This window comes from Sphingobacterium multivorum (assembly GCF_039511225.1).
Lineage (GTDB): Bacteria > Bacteroidota > Bacteroidia > Sphingobacteriales > Sphingobacteriaceae > Sphingobacterium.
This window is the reverse complement of record NZ_CP154261.1, coordinates 1,130,150-1,145,195: the sequence shown is the minus strand read 5'-3', so window position 1 is coordinate 1,145,195 and position 15,046 is coordinate 1,130,150. Positions and strand designations below refer to the sequence as shown.

Genomic DNA, 15,046 nt, shown 5'->3' with positions numbered 1-15,046 from the left:
TGATCTATCTTCCTTTTATAGGCAGGGTAGCGGAGAAAGGAATACGCTAACGGGGAAAGCACTAAGCTAGCGATAACCCGAAGGGCAAAACATGAAAATACATTGTAGACAAAGCTTACATAATAAGTTATTTTTATATTCAATAATAGGGAGTTTATAGGGACCTTATTCGGACCTTATAGGGACCTCATTTGGATGAACGCGGCTAAAGTCCGATTTATCTCCCAATAATCTACCAATAAAATCAGGATTATTTTATAAACAGTACGCCACTTATCCACTCTTTTTATAGCACAAGAAAAAGGGGGCTTTGCGATGGAAAGCCCCCTTTAAAAATCCAATATAAAATCTATTCTTTTAATAATTTAATGACAAGCCCACACCAAAGCCCATATCGCTATCATAATGTGTTCTAAAAGCCATATTTTTGGTGATGACATAATTTAGTCCAGCCATATATTCAAGGTCTGAGTTGACCATAAAATCGCCACGGATCCTTCTAGCGATCGGGATATCCTCACGCATAAGCTGCAATCGCACAATTCCATCGTGATACACCTCTGCCTGAAAATTGACCAACATGGGTAAAGTATACATAAAACCCAGACTTAAAGCTTTGCGACTATCTTTTTTATTGGCCTGTCCAAAAATATTTTTCTCATGTTCATCCTCCCCCATTCGACGATAACGATAATCAAAACCTACAAATGGCATAAACCATTGCATCTTCCCAAAGTATCTACCCAAGTGGGTTTCCACCTCATAACCGTGCATATCATTATACCCCAAACGCCATTCTGAACCAAGCTGCCAGCGTGCATTCTGAAACATTGCCTGACCGTCATTTCCATTGGTAGCGAAATCATTTTGCGCCATGAAATGAGTCATATTACTTTCCATCTGCAGCTCCTTATAGGCTTTAGCTTTATCTGGAAGATAGGGATTTTTATAATCGTCCACAGCAAAAACGCGGTTCATCCCCGCCATCATATGATACAGGATATGGCAATGAAAAAACCAGTCTCCTTCTTCATTCGCTAAGAATTCGATCGTATCCGTCTCCATGGGCATGATATCCACCACATTTTTCAACGGCGCTTTTGATCCTTTTCCATTTAACAATCTAAAGTCAAAGCCATGCAGATGTATTGGATGACGCATCATTGAGTTATTATAGATGGTAATGCGCAATACCTCGCCCTTTTTTACAGGTATCTTATCCGTTTCAGAAAGAATTTTATTGTCCATGCTCCATACATAACGGCTCATATTTCCCGTCAGGGTAAATTTGAGATCTCGTATCGGCGCTTCTTTAGGTAGTTCAGTAGCTTGAGGAGACTCCAGCATCGCATAGTTGAGCGTGACAATATCGCCCAATGCATTGGCATTATAACGATTGGGATCTTCGTCCATGTTCATTTGTCCATGATTCATACCGCTATGTTTACTGTGATCTTCTTTTTTCTTTCCATCACCTGTAATTTCGGGATACATCACCACATTCATATCCATCTGGTTCAGACTCATCTTCATGCCCATATCATTGAGATCACCATTCATCTTCATCATATCGTTCATCATCTTCATGCCCTCAAAATATTTAAGGCGGGGAAGCGGGGAAATCAATTGTTTAATACCATTTCCGACAAAATAACTGGCAGATTGTGTTCGATCTTCTGTTGTTGCCATGAATTCGTAAGCTGTACCTTCATTTGGTATAGTTACAACGACATCATAAGTCTCCGATACCGCAATCATTAATCGATCGACCTCCACCGGAACCACATCATTCCCATCATTGGCAACAACGGTAATTTTGCCACCTGCATAGCGCAGCCAAAAATAAGACGAAGCACCGCCATTGGAAATTCGTAAACGCACTTTATCTCCTGCTTTCAAAGCTTTACCATTCACCGACTTTAAATCCGTGGAATGAGCCCCGTTCATCAACACCTTATCATAATAGACATCACTGACATCCATCGCCAGCTGACGTTTCCATTCATTCGTGACTTTCGTCTTAAACTTCCCTTCTTTAATTGCTTCGACGTACGATTGTGTAGACCCTTTTTTTATCGCGGCCCAATCGTTGGCCGTGTGTAGCATTCGCTGAATGTTATCGGGGTTATAATTTGTCCATTCACTTAATATGACCGGAATCGTGGGTAAATCATCAATTCCTTTTCGGAAAGTCTTATCATCTGCACGCTTGTTGAGAATAAGGCTACCATACATACCGATCTGTTCCTGGAGGCCCGAATGCGAGTGATACCAATGTGTACCGTGTTGAATTATCGGAAAACGATAGGTATAAGTCGAATTCGGCTTTATAGGTTCCTGCGTCAGGTGTGGCACACCGTCTTCTTTATTCGGCAGAAAAATACCGTGCCAGTGCAGCGAAGTACTTTCCTTTAACTCATTGTGAACAACGATTTCCGCCGTATCTCCTTCAGTAAAAGTCAGGGTCGGCATTGGAATCTGCCCGTTTACAGCGATTGCCCGTTTTGATTTGCCGGCATAATTGACAATGGTATCCCGTACATAAAGGTCATGACGAACCACCTTCTGGGCCAGCACTGTCAGTTGTGTCATCAATAGTAAGACAACCGTTAATATATTACTCTTTTTATACATGTTTATTCATTTAATACATTAGTATTCCATTTCCCATCGGTCCTACGCCATATTGGTAGACCAGTCTAGCACCGTGATGCCCCGTGATAAATAGTGTCACCGATAAACTGATCAACAAAATCAATATCAAATAGTTTATCCAAGCACTTGTATCTTTTCGCAATCCAACAAAATGCAGGACTGTAGTGCTACTTGCAATCCAAAAGCTGATCCAGGCAAAACGTTGATGGATCTCAAAAACCGCGAAGGCCTTTTCATCTGCATCGCCTGAAATATGGGTTGCGGTCTGAATTGCAGCAAGAGCTCCAAGTGTTCCCAGTAATAACAATCCGAAAGTCAGCACAGTGAAAGGACGTCGATGTTTTTTTAACAATAAGGCACCTATATGACTAATCAAGGCCATCAGCAAGAGCACAATCGGAAAATGTACCAATAGCGGGTGTAAGCTGGGCAGTCCTTCGAATAAGCTTTTCATTGTATTAATGTATTGTTTCTACGATAGATCCACAGGTGGCCATTGATTGACCTAAATAAGGATTTTCAATTTTCTTTTGTGTACTCAACCAATTGGCTCCTTTTCCATCACGATACATAGGGCAGTGTTGGTAATAGACCGTAACTTCAGGTTTGACAGATTTCATCAACACATACATATTTTTGGAAAGGGTCACAAAGTGCTCTCGCTGATGTTCATTTTCCGTAATCCCAGCAATATGCTCTGTATCGAAAGCCAATTTCCGTTGGTATTCCTTCCAAAGTTTTGCCTGAACAGCATCCAATTGTTCGTTATTAACTCTTTCAATGGCAGCCTGTATTCCTTTCGCTGCTGTCTGTGCAGCCGCGCCATTATCCTTAACCAATGCATCTTTCAGCGCGAAATAGGCGCTGTATAAGCCTGCAAAAGGATTGCTAGCTGCTGTTACATCAACTTTCCCCGCCGATGGTTCTATTTTTGCAGCTGTATTATTTACTCTGGCAGCCTCTTTAGTCAAAGCGCTATCGCCTTTGCTTTTGTCAACATTCGTCGTTGCGGTATCCGCAGCAACAGGGACCGTATGATCTGCATGTGTATTTTTCGATGTTGAATTGTTGCATGCAACGAATATCAATGCGATCGCCACAATTAGCATAAACTTTTTCATAATTACGTGTATTTATAGGTTTAGATTTTTAATATAATTTCGATAGTTTGTTTCGTTTTCAAAATAGGAAACTTCCCCTTGATCGCCGGTAATTGCAATGGAAGCCGTCGCCTTATCCACTTCTTTTTTTGAAAAAGGATCGATGGCTACACGTACCGCAGCTTCTTGCGGTATGCGCTTTTTACACATTTCACAGCAACCATAATAATCCTTACCCTCGTATCTGACCAGCAATTGTTTTTTCCCCATAAAAGCATCATTCACCATGCAAACTTGTGCTGTGGGGACGAGATCACCCACTTTATATTGAACTGACTGTACAGGCAAACTGATCGCCGGATCAGTCGAAGCTATTTGATCTTCAGCTTTGGTATTTGTTTGTGAACCGCTACAGGCCGTTAAAGACAATACAACAACCGATAGGATCGCTAGGAAATAATTCATAACACAGGCGATTAGTTTAACGTTTCTACTGTACTTCCACAACTAATCATTTGCGCTCCAAAGAATGGGTTTTTCACGGCATTCTCCTTACTTAGCCAATGCGCTCCCTTGCCTTCACTAAACATAGGGCAATGCTGATAATAAATAGGTCCGTCCACTTTACTCACCTTCAGCAGCTCATACAACGCATTTGAAAGAGATGCAAAAGCCACACGTTGCTTAGCAACATCTTTATTTTTAGTTATACCTGTCGCATCGCTTGCCAGCTTATTCATCACCTTCATCCATACCGTATGTTCATCGTGGCTAAGTTTATTCATATCGACAGCTTTGACTGCTGCTTGAAATGCCTCGGCATGAGCTGCTGCCGCCACCGCATCTGTCTTCACCAATGCATCCTTTAGCGCAAAGTAAGAACTTGCCAAGAGTGCAAATGCGGTCTTTTCATCCGCTGCTTTTGAGTTCACCGAAGGCTGAATTGTTGTTTGTACGCCCTGACGATGGTTCGTATGATCGACCTGCTGTTCAGTATCATTTTTTAATGCTGGTTTTAGGACTCGTTCATATTGTTCAGCTTTTGCCAATTGAACATAAGCATCATCTGGAGCCAGAAATTTTTCATTGTCGAACCCTGCCAATGCAATGCGCTTAAGAACCTCATCCGCGCTTGTTTTTGACGAGTCGTAGGTAACAACCGCCAGTTTGGTTGCCTGATTCCAGTCAACTTTCGCAAATTGTCCGTCCCGACCTTCTTTTTCAATGATCGTTTTAACAGCCGGTGTATTTCCAAAAATCTTTACAGTCGCTGTCTTTGCATTTTTAATTTGTGCATGTGTATGTTGGGTGGATAGTAATACAGGGATTACCAAACCAAGTAATGACATTAATCTCATGATTATCATATGTAGTATATAAAAGAATACCGACGAAAAACCCTTCTACAGCGATTTACTGTATTTGCGTATTGAATCCGATAGATCCAAAGGGATTTTCATAAGCTAAAATAAAACGGGGCTTTGGATAGAGAAACCGATCCAAAAAGACATAGCATGGGCTATCAGTCTAACACTAGGCGATCTGAGGAGGTTGCCAAATGGAAAAATAGGCATCAGCGCAATAAGGCTGTTTATAGCGCGCATAAGCGCTTGATGCATCAGCATATAAGGGTAAAATAAGCTGAGCTTCGATCACTGAAACAATAGGATTACATTGCAGAGAGGTACGGCATGATTTTTCGCCACAATGTTTACCACAGTCATCCGCATGATGATCTGATTTTGGTGATTCAGCTCTTTCATCTTTACAACAATCTGCTGTTTCGACGTCCTTTACCTGTTGTCTTTCATCAAGGCAACATGATTTTTCTTCCTGTTTTGGCTTTTCGGACGGTTCGTGGCAGGCAAATAACCTATACGGTGCTAAGAAAAGCCCCAGCATACAGATTATAAATACGATATTACGTTTTGCCCACATAACGGATTAATTTGAAAAGTAGAGATGTGCTACTTTGGAGGTAAATTTCGGTAGAATTTTCGAATGTACAATTGTAATATTTTTTATTTTATTTATAATATTTTGATTTGCTGTATTTCCGATTCTCGGCCTGGCCGCATAAAAACTACTTTTCGAGTCCTTTGATCCAGTTCAGTATCAACAGGCAACCAGGCGCATACACTCCCCCATGATCAAACCCCTGTAGCTGATACAACGAGGTTCTGGTATGCCCTACCTGTTTTAAGACCGCTGCCAAATGGGCGTTTTCTTCAAACCGTGCCGCCATTTCCAATTGTTGATCCCCAGTGATCAGGAGAATTGGCGGTGCATCTTTCCGTGCGAACGAAAGCGGTGCAAAATGATCAATCTGGGGGATCACCATGGATTGCCCACGTTCCTTTTTAATCGTGTAATGCGTATTTGTTTGCCCACTAATCGGTGCCAGCCCTTTTATATTATTTGCATCAACACCAAATTTTTGCAGGTAATGCTTATCCAAACCAACCATTAAAGCCAAATATCCGCCTGCTGAATGTCCCGACACATAAATTTTTGAGGGATCTCCGCCATAGTTTGCAATATGTGAAAATGTCCATGCAACAGCCTCAGCAGCATCTTCGATATAGCTCGGCGCTTTCGCTCTGGGGCTTAGCCTATAATTGACTGCTATAACCGCTACACCTTTTTCTTTAAGTTCAAGTGGAATAAATTTATTTGCCTCCTCTAGTCCGCCGCCATGAAACCATACGATGGTAGCAAAATTTTTACGATCAGTCGGGATATAGATATCCAATTTACAACGTTCTTTCTTATAAGAATCTGGTTCATCTGGTTTACAATAGGCAATGTCGGTTGTCGTTTTATACTGCTGCGCAAACATTAAACTCGGTGAAAACAGAAAAAAGAAGATAACAAGCAATTTGGAAGACATATAAATCGGATTTAAGTATTAAATAGCTTAAAGTTAACAAAACTCCATCAAAACCATTTGGTTGAGTTAAAATAAGTTTCAACTTTACACTTTTTATTATATATTGATAATTATCTGGCAATAGATATAACAAAACACAAATTTTCCTGTTATTAACTTAGAAAACATCATAACATTATATGGAACGGATAAAGATTGAAACCCATATCAACGTACGCGTAGAAACGATCTGGAATGCCTATAACTCGGCCGAGGATATCATGCAATGGAATCATGCTTCAGATGACTGGCACTGTACAAGTTCGATCAATGACTTACGTATTGGCGGAAAGTTCAAAAACCGAATGGAGGCAAAAGATGGATCTATGGGCTTTGATTTTGAAGGCAGCTATACCGCGCTTGAACCCTTTAAAAAAATAGCCTATGTTATGCCTGATGGTCGTCATGTTGAAATCAACTTCAATGCAAAAAAGTCTGCTACGGATATCACGATAATTTTTGATGCAGAAACGGAAAATCCTATTGATTTGCAACGTGATGGATGGAAGGCCATTCTCGAAAATTTCAGATCCTACGTTGAAAACACCTATGCAACGACACAGCTCGGGCAATCGCATGAATGACGACTGAGCTTAGCTTGTCTTTTCATGCGATCATCTTTTAAATAAAGGATATGCTTAGGATTCTTAAAAGTATAGTTATATTTAGCCACTAATTCGTCTCCCCCTTCTTCATAGAAAGCGGAGAACGATACCAACAAAACGCGATAAAAAGATTACATATGACAATAATTAACAATTATGAAGAGTACAAAGCCTTTGAAGGAAAATCATTAGGCGAATCCCAATGGCATGTTATTGATCAAAAACAAATTAATCAATTTGCGGATGCAACCCTTGACCACCAATGGATTCATTTAGATAGTGAAAAGGCCAAAACTGATAGTCCTTTCAAATCGACTATTGCTCATGGCTATCTGACCTTGTCCCTTATTCCTTATTTATGGAAACAAATTGCTGAAGTAAGAAATGTCAAAATGGAAATCAATTATGGGATTGAAAACCTACGTTTTGCACAACCTGTTTTGGTTGACAATGCTGTACAGCTCCATACACAAGTAAAATCGGTTGTCAATTTGAGAGGGGTTGTCAAAGTTACCATCGAAGCTACATTGAAAATCAAAGACAGTGCAAAACCGGCGTACGTGGGTGATGTGATCTTCTTATATCATTTCAATTAATTCCAATCTTAGACTATAGGCCATTAGCGAATTCTTATACATGCGCAATAGCTTTCAAATAAAACTTGTTACAAATCATAAGGAATATCCTTATGATTTGTTGCTTTTGGCAGACGAAACCATTCATGCAATTGACAAATACCTCTATGAATCGCTAGTTTATGTTGTCTATGAAACGGTAAAACCGATCGCTGTTTTCTGTTTGTATCCGGTCAATACAGAGACATTAGAAATTAAAAACATCGCCGTATCACCCGAGTTTCAAGGTATGGGGCTCGGAAGTCAACTGCTTGATTTTATCAAGGAGAATTACCGGCAATATCCGAACCTGATTGTGGGTACCGCAGATTGTGGTTTGGCTCAAATTCGTTTTTATGAACGAAATGGCTTTGTTAAATACGCCGTCCGTAAAGATTTTTTCATTGAAAATTATGAGCTGCCTATTTATGAAAATGGCCAGTTGTTGAAAGATATGATTATGCTGCGGTATACGTTAAATCCCTAGAGACAAAAATAGATATAGATGAGTACTGGTATTGATAATCCCAACCACAGCACTACCCCCTGTAGTATTGCTTTAAAACCTACTGCCAACAAGACCTCCCTCGACAAACTTGCTCCAATTAAAAACAACGTTAAGGTAAGCCCCATCTTTGAAATAGAAACGACATAGCCTCCTATATACTGAAAAAAAGGGATATAACTTGTTAAGATAACCGCCAATACAAATAGGCCAATAAAATACGGTATTTTAATTCTTGTCCCTTTGGTTTTGAATGCTACAGCACTTAAACAGGCAATTGGAATGATCCATAAAGCTCTGGTCAATTTTACGGTTGTCGCAACCTGTAGTGCTTCATTACCGTACTTACTTGCCGCACCAACGACAGAACTGGTATCCTGTATGGCAACCGCACACCATAAACCAAATTGCGTCTGGCTGAGATCAAGCAAATGACCGACGACAGGAAATACAAATAAAGCAATGGCATTTAGTACAAATATGGTCCCTAACGCCACACTTACTTGCTTTTCATTGGCTTTTATCGTCGGTGAAACCGCAGCAATGGCGCTTCCTCCACAAATGGCAGTGCCAACAGAAATCAAATAAGCGGTCACCTTTTCCAATTTGAGTAACCTACCCAATAGATAGCCCAATGATAATGTTCCGAGAATAGAAATAACGGTTAACACAAACCCCTGCTTACCCGTTTGGATAGCTGTATCGATATTCATTCCAAATCCAAGTCCAACCACAGAAATCTGTAACAAAATCTGTGTTGCCCTGTGATTGACTGCCAGAAAGGGATGGCCAATCCATTGCGCTACAATAATACCCAAAAGTAAGGCAAGAGGGGCCGACACAAATGGGGTAAGACATAATACAAATAAGAGTATAAAAATGATTTCCCGAACGGAGACTTTATGATTGAGCAGCTGCTTATAACGAATTGTCGTATTTATTTTTTTGTCCATGACAATGATGCATTGATTTGGCACAAAATTGAATAACTCTCAATTATTTTAAAAGACACAATTACAAATAAGTCATAACAATTGGTTATAACAGACAACTACATTTTAACCAAAATAATTAAAGGATACGCTATTAAAATGAAAGAATCCTTCCCATTAGAACATTAAAGTATTACGATAAATGATTATATTTCAACGAGGTTATTCATAGGAATTAAACTTGACTTAATAATTATATACCGATGACACTGACAGCCATTCATCCCAAACTGCCCATGCGCAACAAAACCATCACAAAAGATTTTTATCTACATAAACTTGGATTTTCATTATGTGGAGCAGTCGATTACGAAGGTTACCTGATGCTAAAAAAAGACCATATTGAAATTCATTTTTTTGAATTCCAAGAACTTCCACCAGAAGAAAATTATGGTATGGTTTATATACGCACAGACGACATTGATTGTCTGTATCAGTCTTTTCAAGAAAATCACGTTGAGATTCACCCCAATGGCAAACTTGAGATTAAGCCCTGGGGTCAGCGGGAGTTTTCGATTTTAGATCCCGACAACAATCTACTCACCTTTGGCGCCGATGCTTAAATAGCGAAAAGCCCACTAAAGATTGCTAAAAATCAGCAAAGATCCATAGTGGGCTTGGTATTGTTCGTATGGGTTCTTAGCCAAAAAGGTCTGAACTCAAATAGCGGTCACCTCGGTCACAGGCAATAAATACAATAAGGCCTTCGTCGATTTCATTTGCAATTTTAAGTGCTCCTGCAAAAGCTCCACCGGTGCTCATTCCTGCAAAAACCCCTTCACGCTTAACAAGTTCCCGGGCAAGCGCTGTTGCCTCCTGTTGGGATATATCGATAACGCGATCTACCCTGCTTGGATCAAAAATCTTAGGCAGATAGGCTTCGGGCCAACGCCGTATGCCTGGTATGGAAGATTCAGGAGTGGGCTGACAGCCTACGATCTGAATGGCTGCATTTTTTTCCTTCAAATAGATGGAATTTCCCATAATTGTCCCCGTAGTTCCCATGGCGCTTACAAAATGTGTAATCTTCCCCGCAGTATCACGCCAGATTTCAGGTCCCGTTGTTTTGATATGTGCTTCGTAGTTATCTGGATTTGCAAATTGATTCAATATAAAATAGCCTTCTTTTTCGGCCTTTTCTTCTGCATAATCGCGACATATTTCCATGGATTCCAATAAAGTAACTTTCGCCCCGTAAGCCTCCATCGTAAGCGTTCGCTCCCGCGTTGAAGAAGCTGGCATCACAAGCTCGAGGTTAAGTCCATATATACCGGCGATCATAGCAAGTGCGATCCCCGTATTACCGCTCGTTGCCTCGATCAATTTACTATCTTTTGTAATATCGCCCCGCTCCATCGCCGAACGGATCATATTGAGTGCTGCACGATCTTTCACCGAGCCCGCAGGATTATTACCTTCCATTTTTGCAAAGATCCGCACCTTGGGATTTGTATGAAATTGTGTAATCTCGACTAAGGGTGTATTTCCTATGGTATCTATGATATTTCCCATGGTATCTATATTATTGGTTTTGAATCTATAAATTTTGATGTAGCCTGATGGTATACGGTGGTGTAAGGCTCGACAGAACTTGTCAACCAGACATTCCCGCCAATGACCGAATGATGGCCGATGTGTGTTTCGCCGCCCAGGATTGTGGCTCCAGAGTAGATAATAACATGATCGCCAATTGTCGGGTGGCGTTTTACATTGGAAAACACCTTATCCACACTCAGGGCCCCCAGGGTTACACCCTGATAAAGTTTCACATAATTACCGATGGTGCAGGTTTCACCGATAACCAATCCGGTGCCATGGTCAATATGCAGATGATGGCCTATTGTTGCTCCAGGATGGATATCAATTCCCGTTTTGGAATGCGCATGTTCTGTCAATATGCGCGGTATCAAAGGAACACCCAGGCGATGTAGTTCGTTCGCCATCCGGAAAATACAGATCGCAAAGAAACCGGGATAAGTACGTACAACCTCTCTTTTATTCTGTGCTGCAGGATCGCCATCCATCAATGCATCTGCATCCCAGCACATCAATTCATAAAGTTGTGGAATCCGTTCAAAAAACTGGTGCGCTACTTCCGAGTGATTGCAGCTTTGACAAGCTTTGGATTTGCTCAGGAGCTGCTCAAGCTCCAATTCAAATTGTTCAAAAGCGAGCTTCACATCATCGACCGATTTCATCTCGCTAGAATTTCGTTCGGGGAAGAGCACATCCACAATTCGGATAGCCCAGCCGCAGATCTTCTTGTTAGAAGGCATTTCTAGAACAGCCAATTGCTGTTCATAGATATGTTGATAAAAATCATGCATCTTCACTAGTTTATTAAAACAAATATACTATACAATATTGATAGATTAAGCCTTATTATCAAAACTTAGCCCCTTTGCCAATCATTTAGCTCATTTGATGAGCAGAGGATATCTTTTAGCTTAGCGAACCAAGCGTTCAAACAGCTCGTTCAATGTTGCTTCGGGATCCTCACATAATCCGGGGTGTGATGCCGAGCATTGAATCAGGGTACTTCGCTTCGCTGTAAGCCAACGAAACCGTTCAGTGATATCTAACTCGGCAAGTTTACCGGCATCTTTTTCGCCGTGGCAGATTCGCTGGAAGGAAGACAGATGATTTTCGATCAACTCCAACTCGATATTCGGACAAAGAGCACGCACCTTTTGTTCATTGACCAGATAAACCATCTTCGCAAAACGATACTTACGACAATAAAGAGCTACGCCTACATTGATAAATTCCTCTCGCTCCACTCGTGGTATCAAACGTACCACAGCATACTCATATACGGTCTTTTCTGGCATCTTCTATTTGTTTTACAAAAATGGATGAATTGGCTACACGCTGTTTCAGGAAAGAAACATACACTTCGCGCGCATCGGCCGCAGAGAGCTCACGTTCGGCATCTTCCAGCCATTCATCGGGTACCACCGCCAATATTCCACGAAATACCGCCTCCGTAAAAACGGAACGATATTCCTGATCTATTTTCTCCACCATACTCGCATTTTTGAGCAGTACGTGATCTTTAATCTGAACAAATGGTTTTAGGGATTGTTCTTCCCAGTTATCCCAACTGTGATGGAAATATAAGGAAGCGCCGTGATCTATCAACCAAAGTTCTTTATGCCATATCAGCATATTTGTATTCCGTACGGTACGGTCAACATTCATCAAGAGCGAATCCAACCAGACAATTTTCGATGCTTCCTCCGCCCCGATGGCATCAACATTCGCATCAAATGTGATGGCTCCACTCAGAAAATGAAGTCCCAGGTTTTTGCCTACACTAAATTTGAGCAGATCCTGAATTTCTTCATCGGGTTCTGTACGGCCAAAGGATTCGTCCAGCTCCGCAAATACAATTTCGGGAACCCTCAATTTTAGCAATCTTGCTAGCTCTCCACCGATCAGTTCTGCGATCAATGCTTTTCGTCCCTGACCTGCCCCTCTAAATTTTATAACATAACTAAAGCCGTCATCGGCATCGACTAATGCGGGCAAAGACCCTCCTTCCCGAAATGGCTGAACATATCGGATGATCTCTACATCTCTAATAACAGGTTGTTTAAAATCCATGAATTATATTTTTACGATCTTCAAAGTTGGCAATACCATGCAAACTGATCAAACTTATCTAAAGTTACCTATATTTAAACGTTTGCAGCTATAGGAAATGAGAAATTCACGTCATGTACTTGCACAATGCCCCTACTCTTTGTCCCTGCGAACTATTAAGTGTGGTAATATCCAAAATTATTGCTTATATTTTAGCAATAAAGCACAAATTGTACATTCATTTGACCGTTGGAAGTATTATTTTCTAATTATATTTGTAGTGTAATCACAACTTGTCTCATCAAGTTTCTTCAATCAACGATATGGATACCATTCAGGAATATAACAATGTTATTAAACATTGTCAGGATTTATTTATTAAAAAAACAAAAGATTATGGAACGGCCTGGCGGATTATGCGCCTATCTTCCATTACAGACCAGATTTACATTAAAGCACAACGTATACGCACGCTAGAAATCAAAAAGGTTTCCAAAGTTGGCGAAGGCATTGTCGACGAATATATCGGTATTATCAATTACTGTGTCATGGCCATGATTCAGATTGATTTGGGTGAAGATGGTGAAGAAAATCTGGATCCAACTTTTGTGAATCAGAAATATACCGAAAAGGTTACCGAGACCAGAGATCTCATGCTTGCCAAAAACCACGATTATGGTGAAGCATGGCGCGATATGCGTGTTTCTTCCATGACAGATCTGATCTTAATGAAAATACACCGCGTTAAACAAATTGAAGATAATGATGGGCAAACCCTTGTCTCAGAAGGCATCCATGCCAACTATCAAGATATGCTCAACTACGCAGTTTTTGCATTAATTAAATTAGGAATTGCACAACAATAATCGGATTATGACAGCCACACAGCAGCGTACCAAAACAAATTATCTTTTAGGATTTTGCCGGATTTTTACGGGACTTTTGTTCATATTCTCCGGTTTTATTAAAGCAAATGACCCGACAGGGTTTGGCTATAAGCTTCAGGAATACTTTGAGGTCTTTCATCTCACAGCTTTTAATGAATACGCCACGGCCATGGCCGTGGTGATATGTGGTTTTGAAATTTTGTTAGGCGCACTTTTATTACTTGGGGTTTATGCAAATACCGTTGCCTGGGGCCTGCTGCTGCTGATCCTGTTTTTCACCTTTCTAACCTTCTATTCGGCATTTTTTGAGGTCGTGACCTCCTGTGGCTGTTTTGGCGATGCCATCCCACTCACACCTTGGCAATCATTTTCTAAAGATCTGGTGCTCTTGGCCTTGATCCTTATTATATTTTTTAACCGAAAACAATTACGATCAATTATCAAAGGATCAGGCAATCAATTCGTTGCTACTTTGATTACAGCAATCATCTCCTTAGGTATTGGTGTTTACACCGTAAACTACCTCCCCTTTATTGATTTCTTACCCTACAAAGTTGGCAACAACTTACCTTCATTAATGGTATTACCTGAAGGCAAACAAGGCGATGTCTTTGAGCAAATCTATACCATGAAAAACAAAAAGACGGGCGAAACCAAAAAGGTCAATGACAAAGTCTATATGGCTGACAAGCTATGGGAAGATGAATCATGGGAAATTATAGGTGAGCCTGAGAGTAGATTAGTAAAAAAAGGATATGACATCCCTATTCCTGATCTCTTAATTACAGACGCTGATGGTGCAGATCATACACAGGAAATCATTGCCAACCCGTATTATAACCTTGTGATCGTTGCAAAAGATCTTTCTTCGACCAATATTGATGCTATCCAAAAGATCAATCAGACAGCCATTCAGTTAACAAAAGATTATAATGGACTGCGCGTTGTTCTATTGACTGCTTCTGCATCCAAAGACGCGCAATATCTGAGTGATAAAATGCAATTAATTGCGGAGATATTCTATGCCGATCTCATTCCTCTGAAAAGCATGGTGAGAGCAAATCCTGGTGTACTGCTCCTAAAAGGAGGCAACGTCGTCGGAAAATGGCACTATAATAATTTTCCGGATGCCAAAACCATTGAAGATAAATTTCTAAGTAAAGACAAATAGTAC

At 40.6% G+C, this 15,046-nt stretch carries 18 protein-coding genes; 6 read left to right on the top strand and 12 right to left on the bottom strand.

Annotated features, from left to right (window positions below; translation table 11 throughout):
* Positions 1 to 357: 357 nt before the first annotated feature.
* The 7 genes from AAH582_RS04680 to AAH582_RS04650 form a co-directional block, all read right to left on the bottom strand.
* Positions 358 to 2,634: a multicopper oxidase family protein gene (locus tag AAH582_RS04680; protein ID WP_046673917.1), complete on the bottom strand. Its 2,277-nt coding sequence runs from the start codon at positions 2,632 to 2,634 to the stop codon at positions 358 to 360.
* Between the two features lie 10 nt (positions 2,635 to 2,644).
* On the bottom strand, positions 2,645 to 3,109 hold the full coding sequence (locus AAH582_RS04675) for a DUF2231 domain-containing protein (RefSeq protein ID WP_343321319.1): 465 nt from the start codon (positions 3,107 to 3,109) through the stop codon (positions 2,645 to 2,647).
* Between the two features lie 4 nt (positions 3,110 to 3,113).
* Positions 3,114 to 3,776, bottom strand: coding sequence for a DUF3347 domain-containing protein (locus AAH582_RS04670; RefSeq protein WP_343321318.1), 663 nt, complete (start codon positions 3,774 to 3,776; stop codon positions 3,114 to 3,116).
* A gap of 12 nt (positions 3,777 to 3,788) precedes the next feature.
* On the bottom strand, positions 3,789 to 4,220 hold the full coding sequence (locus AAH582_RS04665; RefSeq protein WP_286752403.1) for a hypothetical protein: 432 nt from the start codon (positions 4,218 to 4,220) through the stop codon (positions 3,789 to 3,791).
* An 11-nt stretch (positions 4,221 to 4,231) separates the two neighbouring features.
* Positions 4,232 to 5,113: a DUF3347 domain-containing protein gene (locus AAH582_RS04660; RefSeq protein ID WP_046673914.1), complete on the bottom strand. Its 882-nt coding sequence runs from the start codon at positions 5,111 to 5,113 to the stop codon at positions 4,232 to 4,234.
* A gap of 175 nt (positions 5,114 to 5,288) precedes the next feature.
* Positions 5,289 to 5,693, bottom strand: coding sequence for a hypothetical protein (locus AAH582_RS04655; protein WP_046673913.1), 405 nt, complete (start codon positions 5,691 to 5,693; stop codon positions 5,289 to 5,291).
* Between the two features lie 145 nt (positions 5,694 to 5,838).
* Positions 5,839 to 6,645, bottom strand: coding sequence for an alpha/beta hydrolase (locus AAH582_RS04650; RefSeq protein WP_343321317.1), 807 nt, complete (start codon positions 6,643 to 6,645; stop codon positions 5,839 to 5,841).
* Between the two features lie 179 nt (positions 6,646 to 6,824).
* Here AAH582_RS04650 and AAH582_RS04645 point away from each other — a divergent pair, with 179 nt between their 5' ends.
* The 3 genes from AAH582_RS04645 to AAH582_RS04635 all read left to right on the top strand — a co-directional run bounded on the left by AAH582_RS04645 (position 6,825) and on the right by AAH582_RS04635 (position 8,390).
* Positions 6,825 to 7,268: an SRPBCC domain-containing protein gene (locus AAH582_RS04645; protein WP_286767001.1), complete on the top strand. Its 444-nt coding sequence runs from the start codon at positions 6,825 to 6,827 to the stop codon at positions 7,266 to 7,268.
* A 158-nt stretch (positions 7,269 to 7,426) separates the two neighbouring features.
* Positions 7,427 to 7,885 (top strand): MaoC family dehydratase, encoded by a 459-nt coding sequence (locus AAH582_RS04640; RefSeq protein ID WP_046673910.1) that lies wholly within the window; start codon positions 7,427 to 7,429, stop codon positions 7,883 to 7,885.
* A 40-nt stretch (positions 7,886 to 7,925) separates the two neighbouring features.
* Positions 7,926 to 8,390 (top strand): GNAT family N-acetyltransferase, encoded by a 465-nt coding sequence (locus tag AAH582_RS04635; protein ID WP_343321316.1) that lies wholly within the window; start codon positions 7,926 to 7,928, stop codon positions 8,388 to 8,390.
* Here the strand turns inward: AAH582_RS04635 and AAH582_RS04630 are convergent.
* Positions 8,387 to 9,361 (bottom strand): YeiH family protein, encoded by a 975-nt coding sequence (locus AAH582_RS04630; protein ID WP_343321315.1) that lies wholly within the window; start codon positions 9,359 to 9,361, stop codon positions 8,387 to 8,389. The two genes, AAH582_RS04635 and AAH582_RS04630, sit on opposite strands and share 4 nt — an antisense overlap.
* Before the next feature lie 242 nt (positions 9,362 to 9,603).
* On the opposite strand from AAH582_RS04630, the gene AAH582_RS04625 reads away from it, so the two are divergent.
* Entirely contained in the window at positions 9,604 to 9,963 is a 360-nt protein-coding gene (locus AAH582_RS04625; protein ID WP_343321314.1) for a bleomycin resistance protein, read from the top strand.
* 76 nt (positions 9,964 to 10,039) lie between these two features.
* On the opposite strand, the gene cysM is transcribed toward AAH582_RS04625, so the two are convergent.
* From cysM to AAH582_RS04605, 4 genes are all read right to left on the bottom strand, one after another.
* The gene (cysM, locus tag AAH582_RS04620) at positions 10,040 to 10,912 is read right to left on the bottom strand and encodes a cysteine synthase CysM (RefSeq protein WP_046673906.1); all 873 of its coding nucleotides are present in this window, start codon (positions 10,910 to 10,912) and stop codon (positions 10,040 to 10,042) included.
* Positions 10,913 to 10,917: 5 nt separating this feature from the next.
* Positions 10,918 to 11,727 carry a serine O-acetyltransferase gene (locus AAH582_RS04615; RefSeq protein ID WP_046673905.1) on the bottom strand — a complete coding sequence of 270 codons (810 nt, stop codon included), beginning with the start codon at positions 11,725 to 11,727 and terminating at the stop codon, positions 10,918 to 10,920.
* A 120-nt stretch (positions 11,728 to 11,847) separates the two neighbouring features.
* On the bottom strand, positions 11,848 to 12,231 hold the full coding sequence (locus tag AAH582_RS04610; RefSeq protein ID WP_046673904.1) for a DUF3037 domain-containing protein: 384 nt from the start codon (positions 12,229 to 12,231) through the stop codon (positions 11,848 to 11,850).
* Positions 12,209 to 13,006, bottom strand: coding sequence for a HipA family kinase (locus AAH582_RS04605; protein ID WP_046673903.1), 798 nt, complete (start codon positions 13,004 to 13,006; stop codon positions 12,209 to 12,211). The genes AAH582_RS04610 and AAH582_RS04605 overlap by 23 nt, the downstream gene beginning before the upstream one ends.
* Before the next feature lie 302 nt (positions 13,007 to 13,308).
* Here AAH582_RS04605 and AAH582_RS04600 point away from each other — a divergent pair, with 302 nt between their 5' ends.
* Together AAH582_RS04600 and AAH582_RS04595 are read left to right on the top strand one after the other, a co-directional pair.
* Positions 13,309 to 13,851 (top strand): DUF1599 domain-containing protein, encoded by a 543-nt coding sequence (locus tag AAH582_RS04600; RefSeq protein WP_046673902.1) that lies wholly within the window; start codon positions 13,309 to 13,311, stop codon positions 13,849 to 13,851.
* A gap of 7 nt (positions 13,852 to 13,858) precedes the next feature.
* Complete coding sequence (locus AAH582_RS04595; RefSeq protein ID WP_046673901.1) at positions 13,859 to 15,043, top strand: BT_3928 family protein; 1,185 nt, start codon at positions 13,859 to 13,861, stop codon at positions 15,041 to 15,043.
* The last annotated feature ends 3 nt before the right edge of the window (positions 15,044 to 15,046 follow it).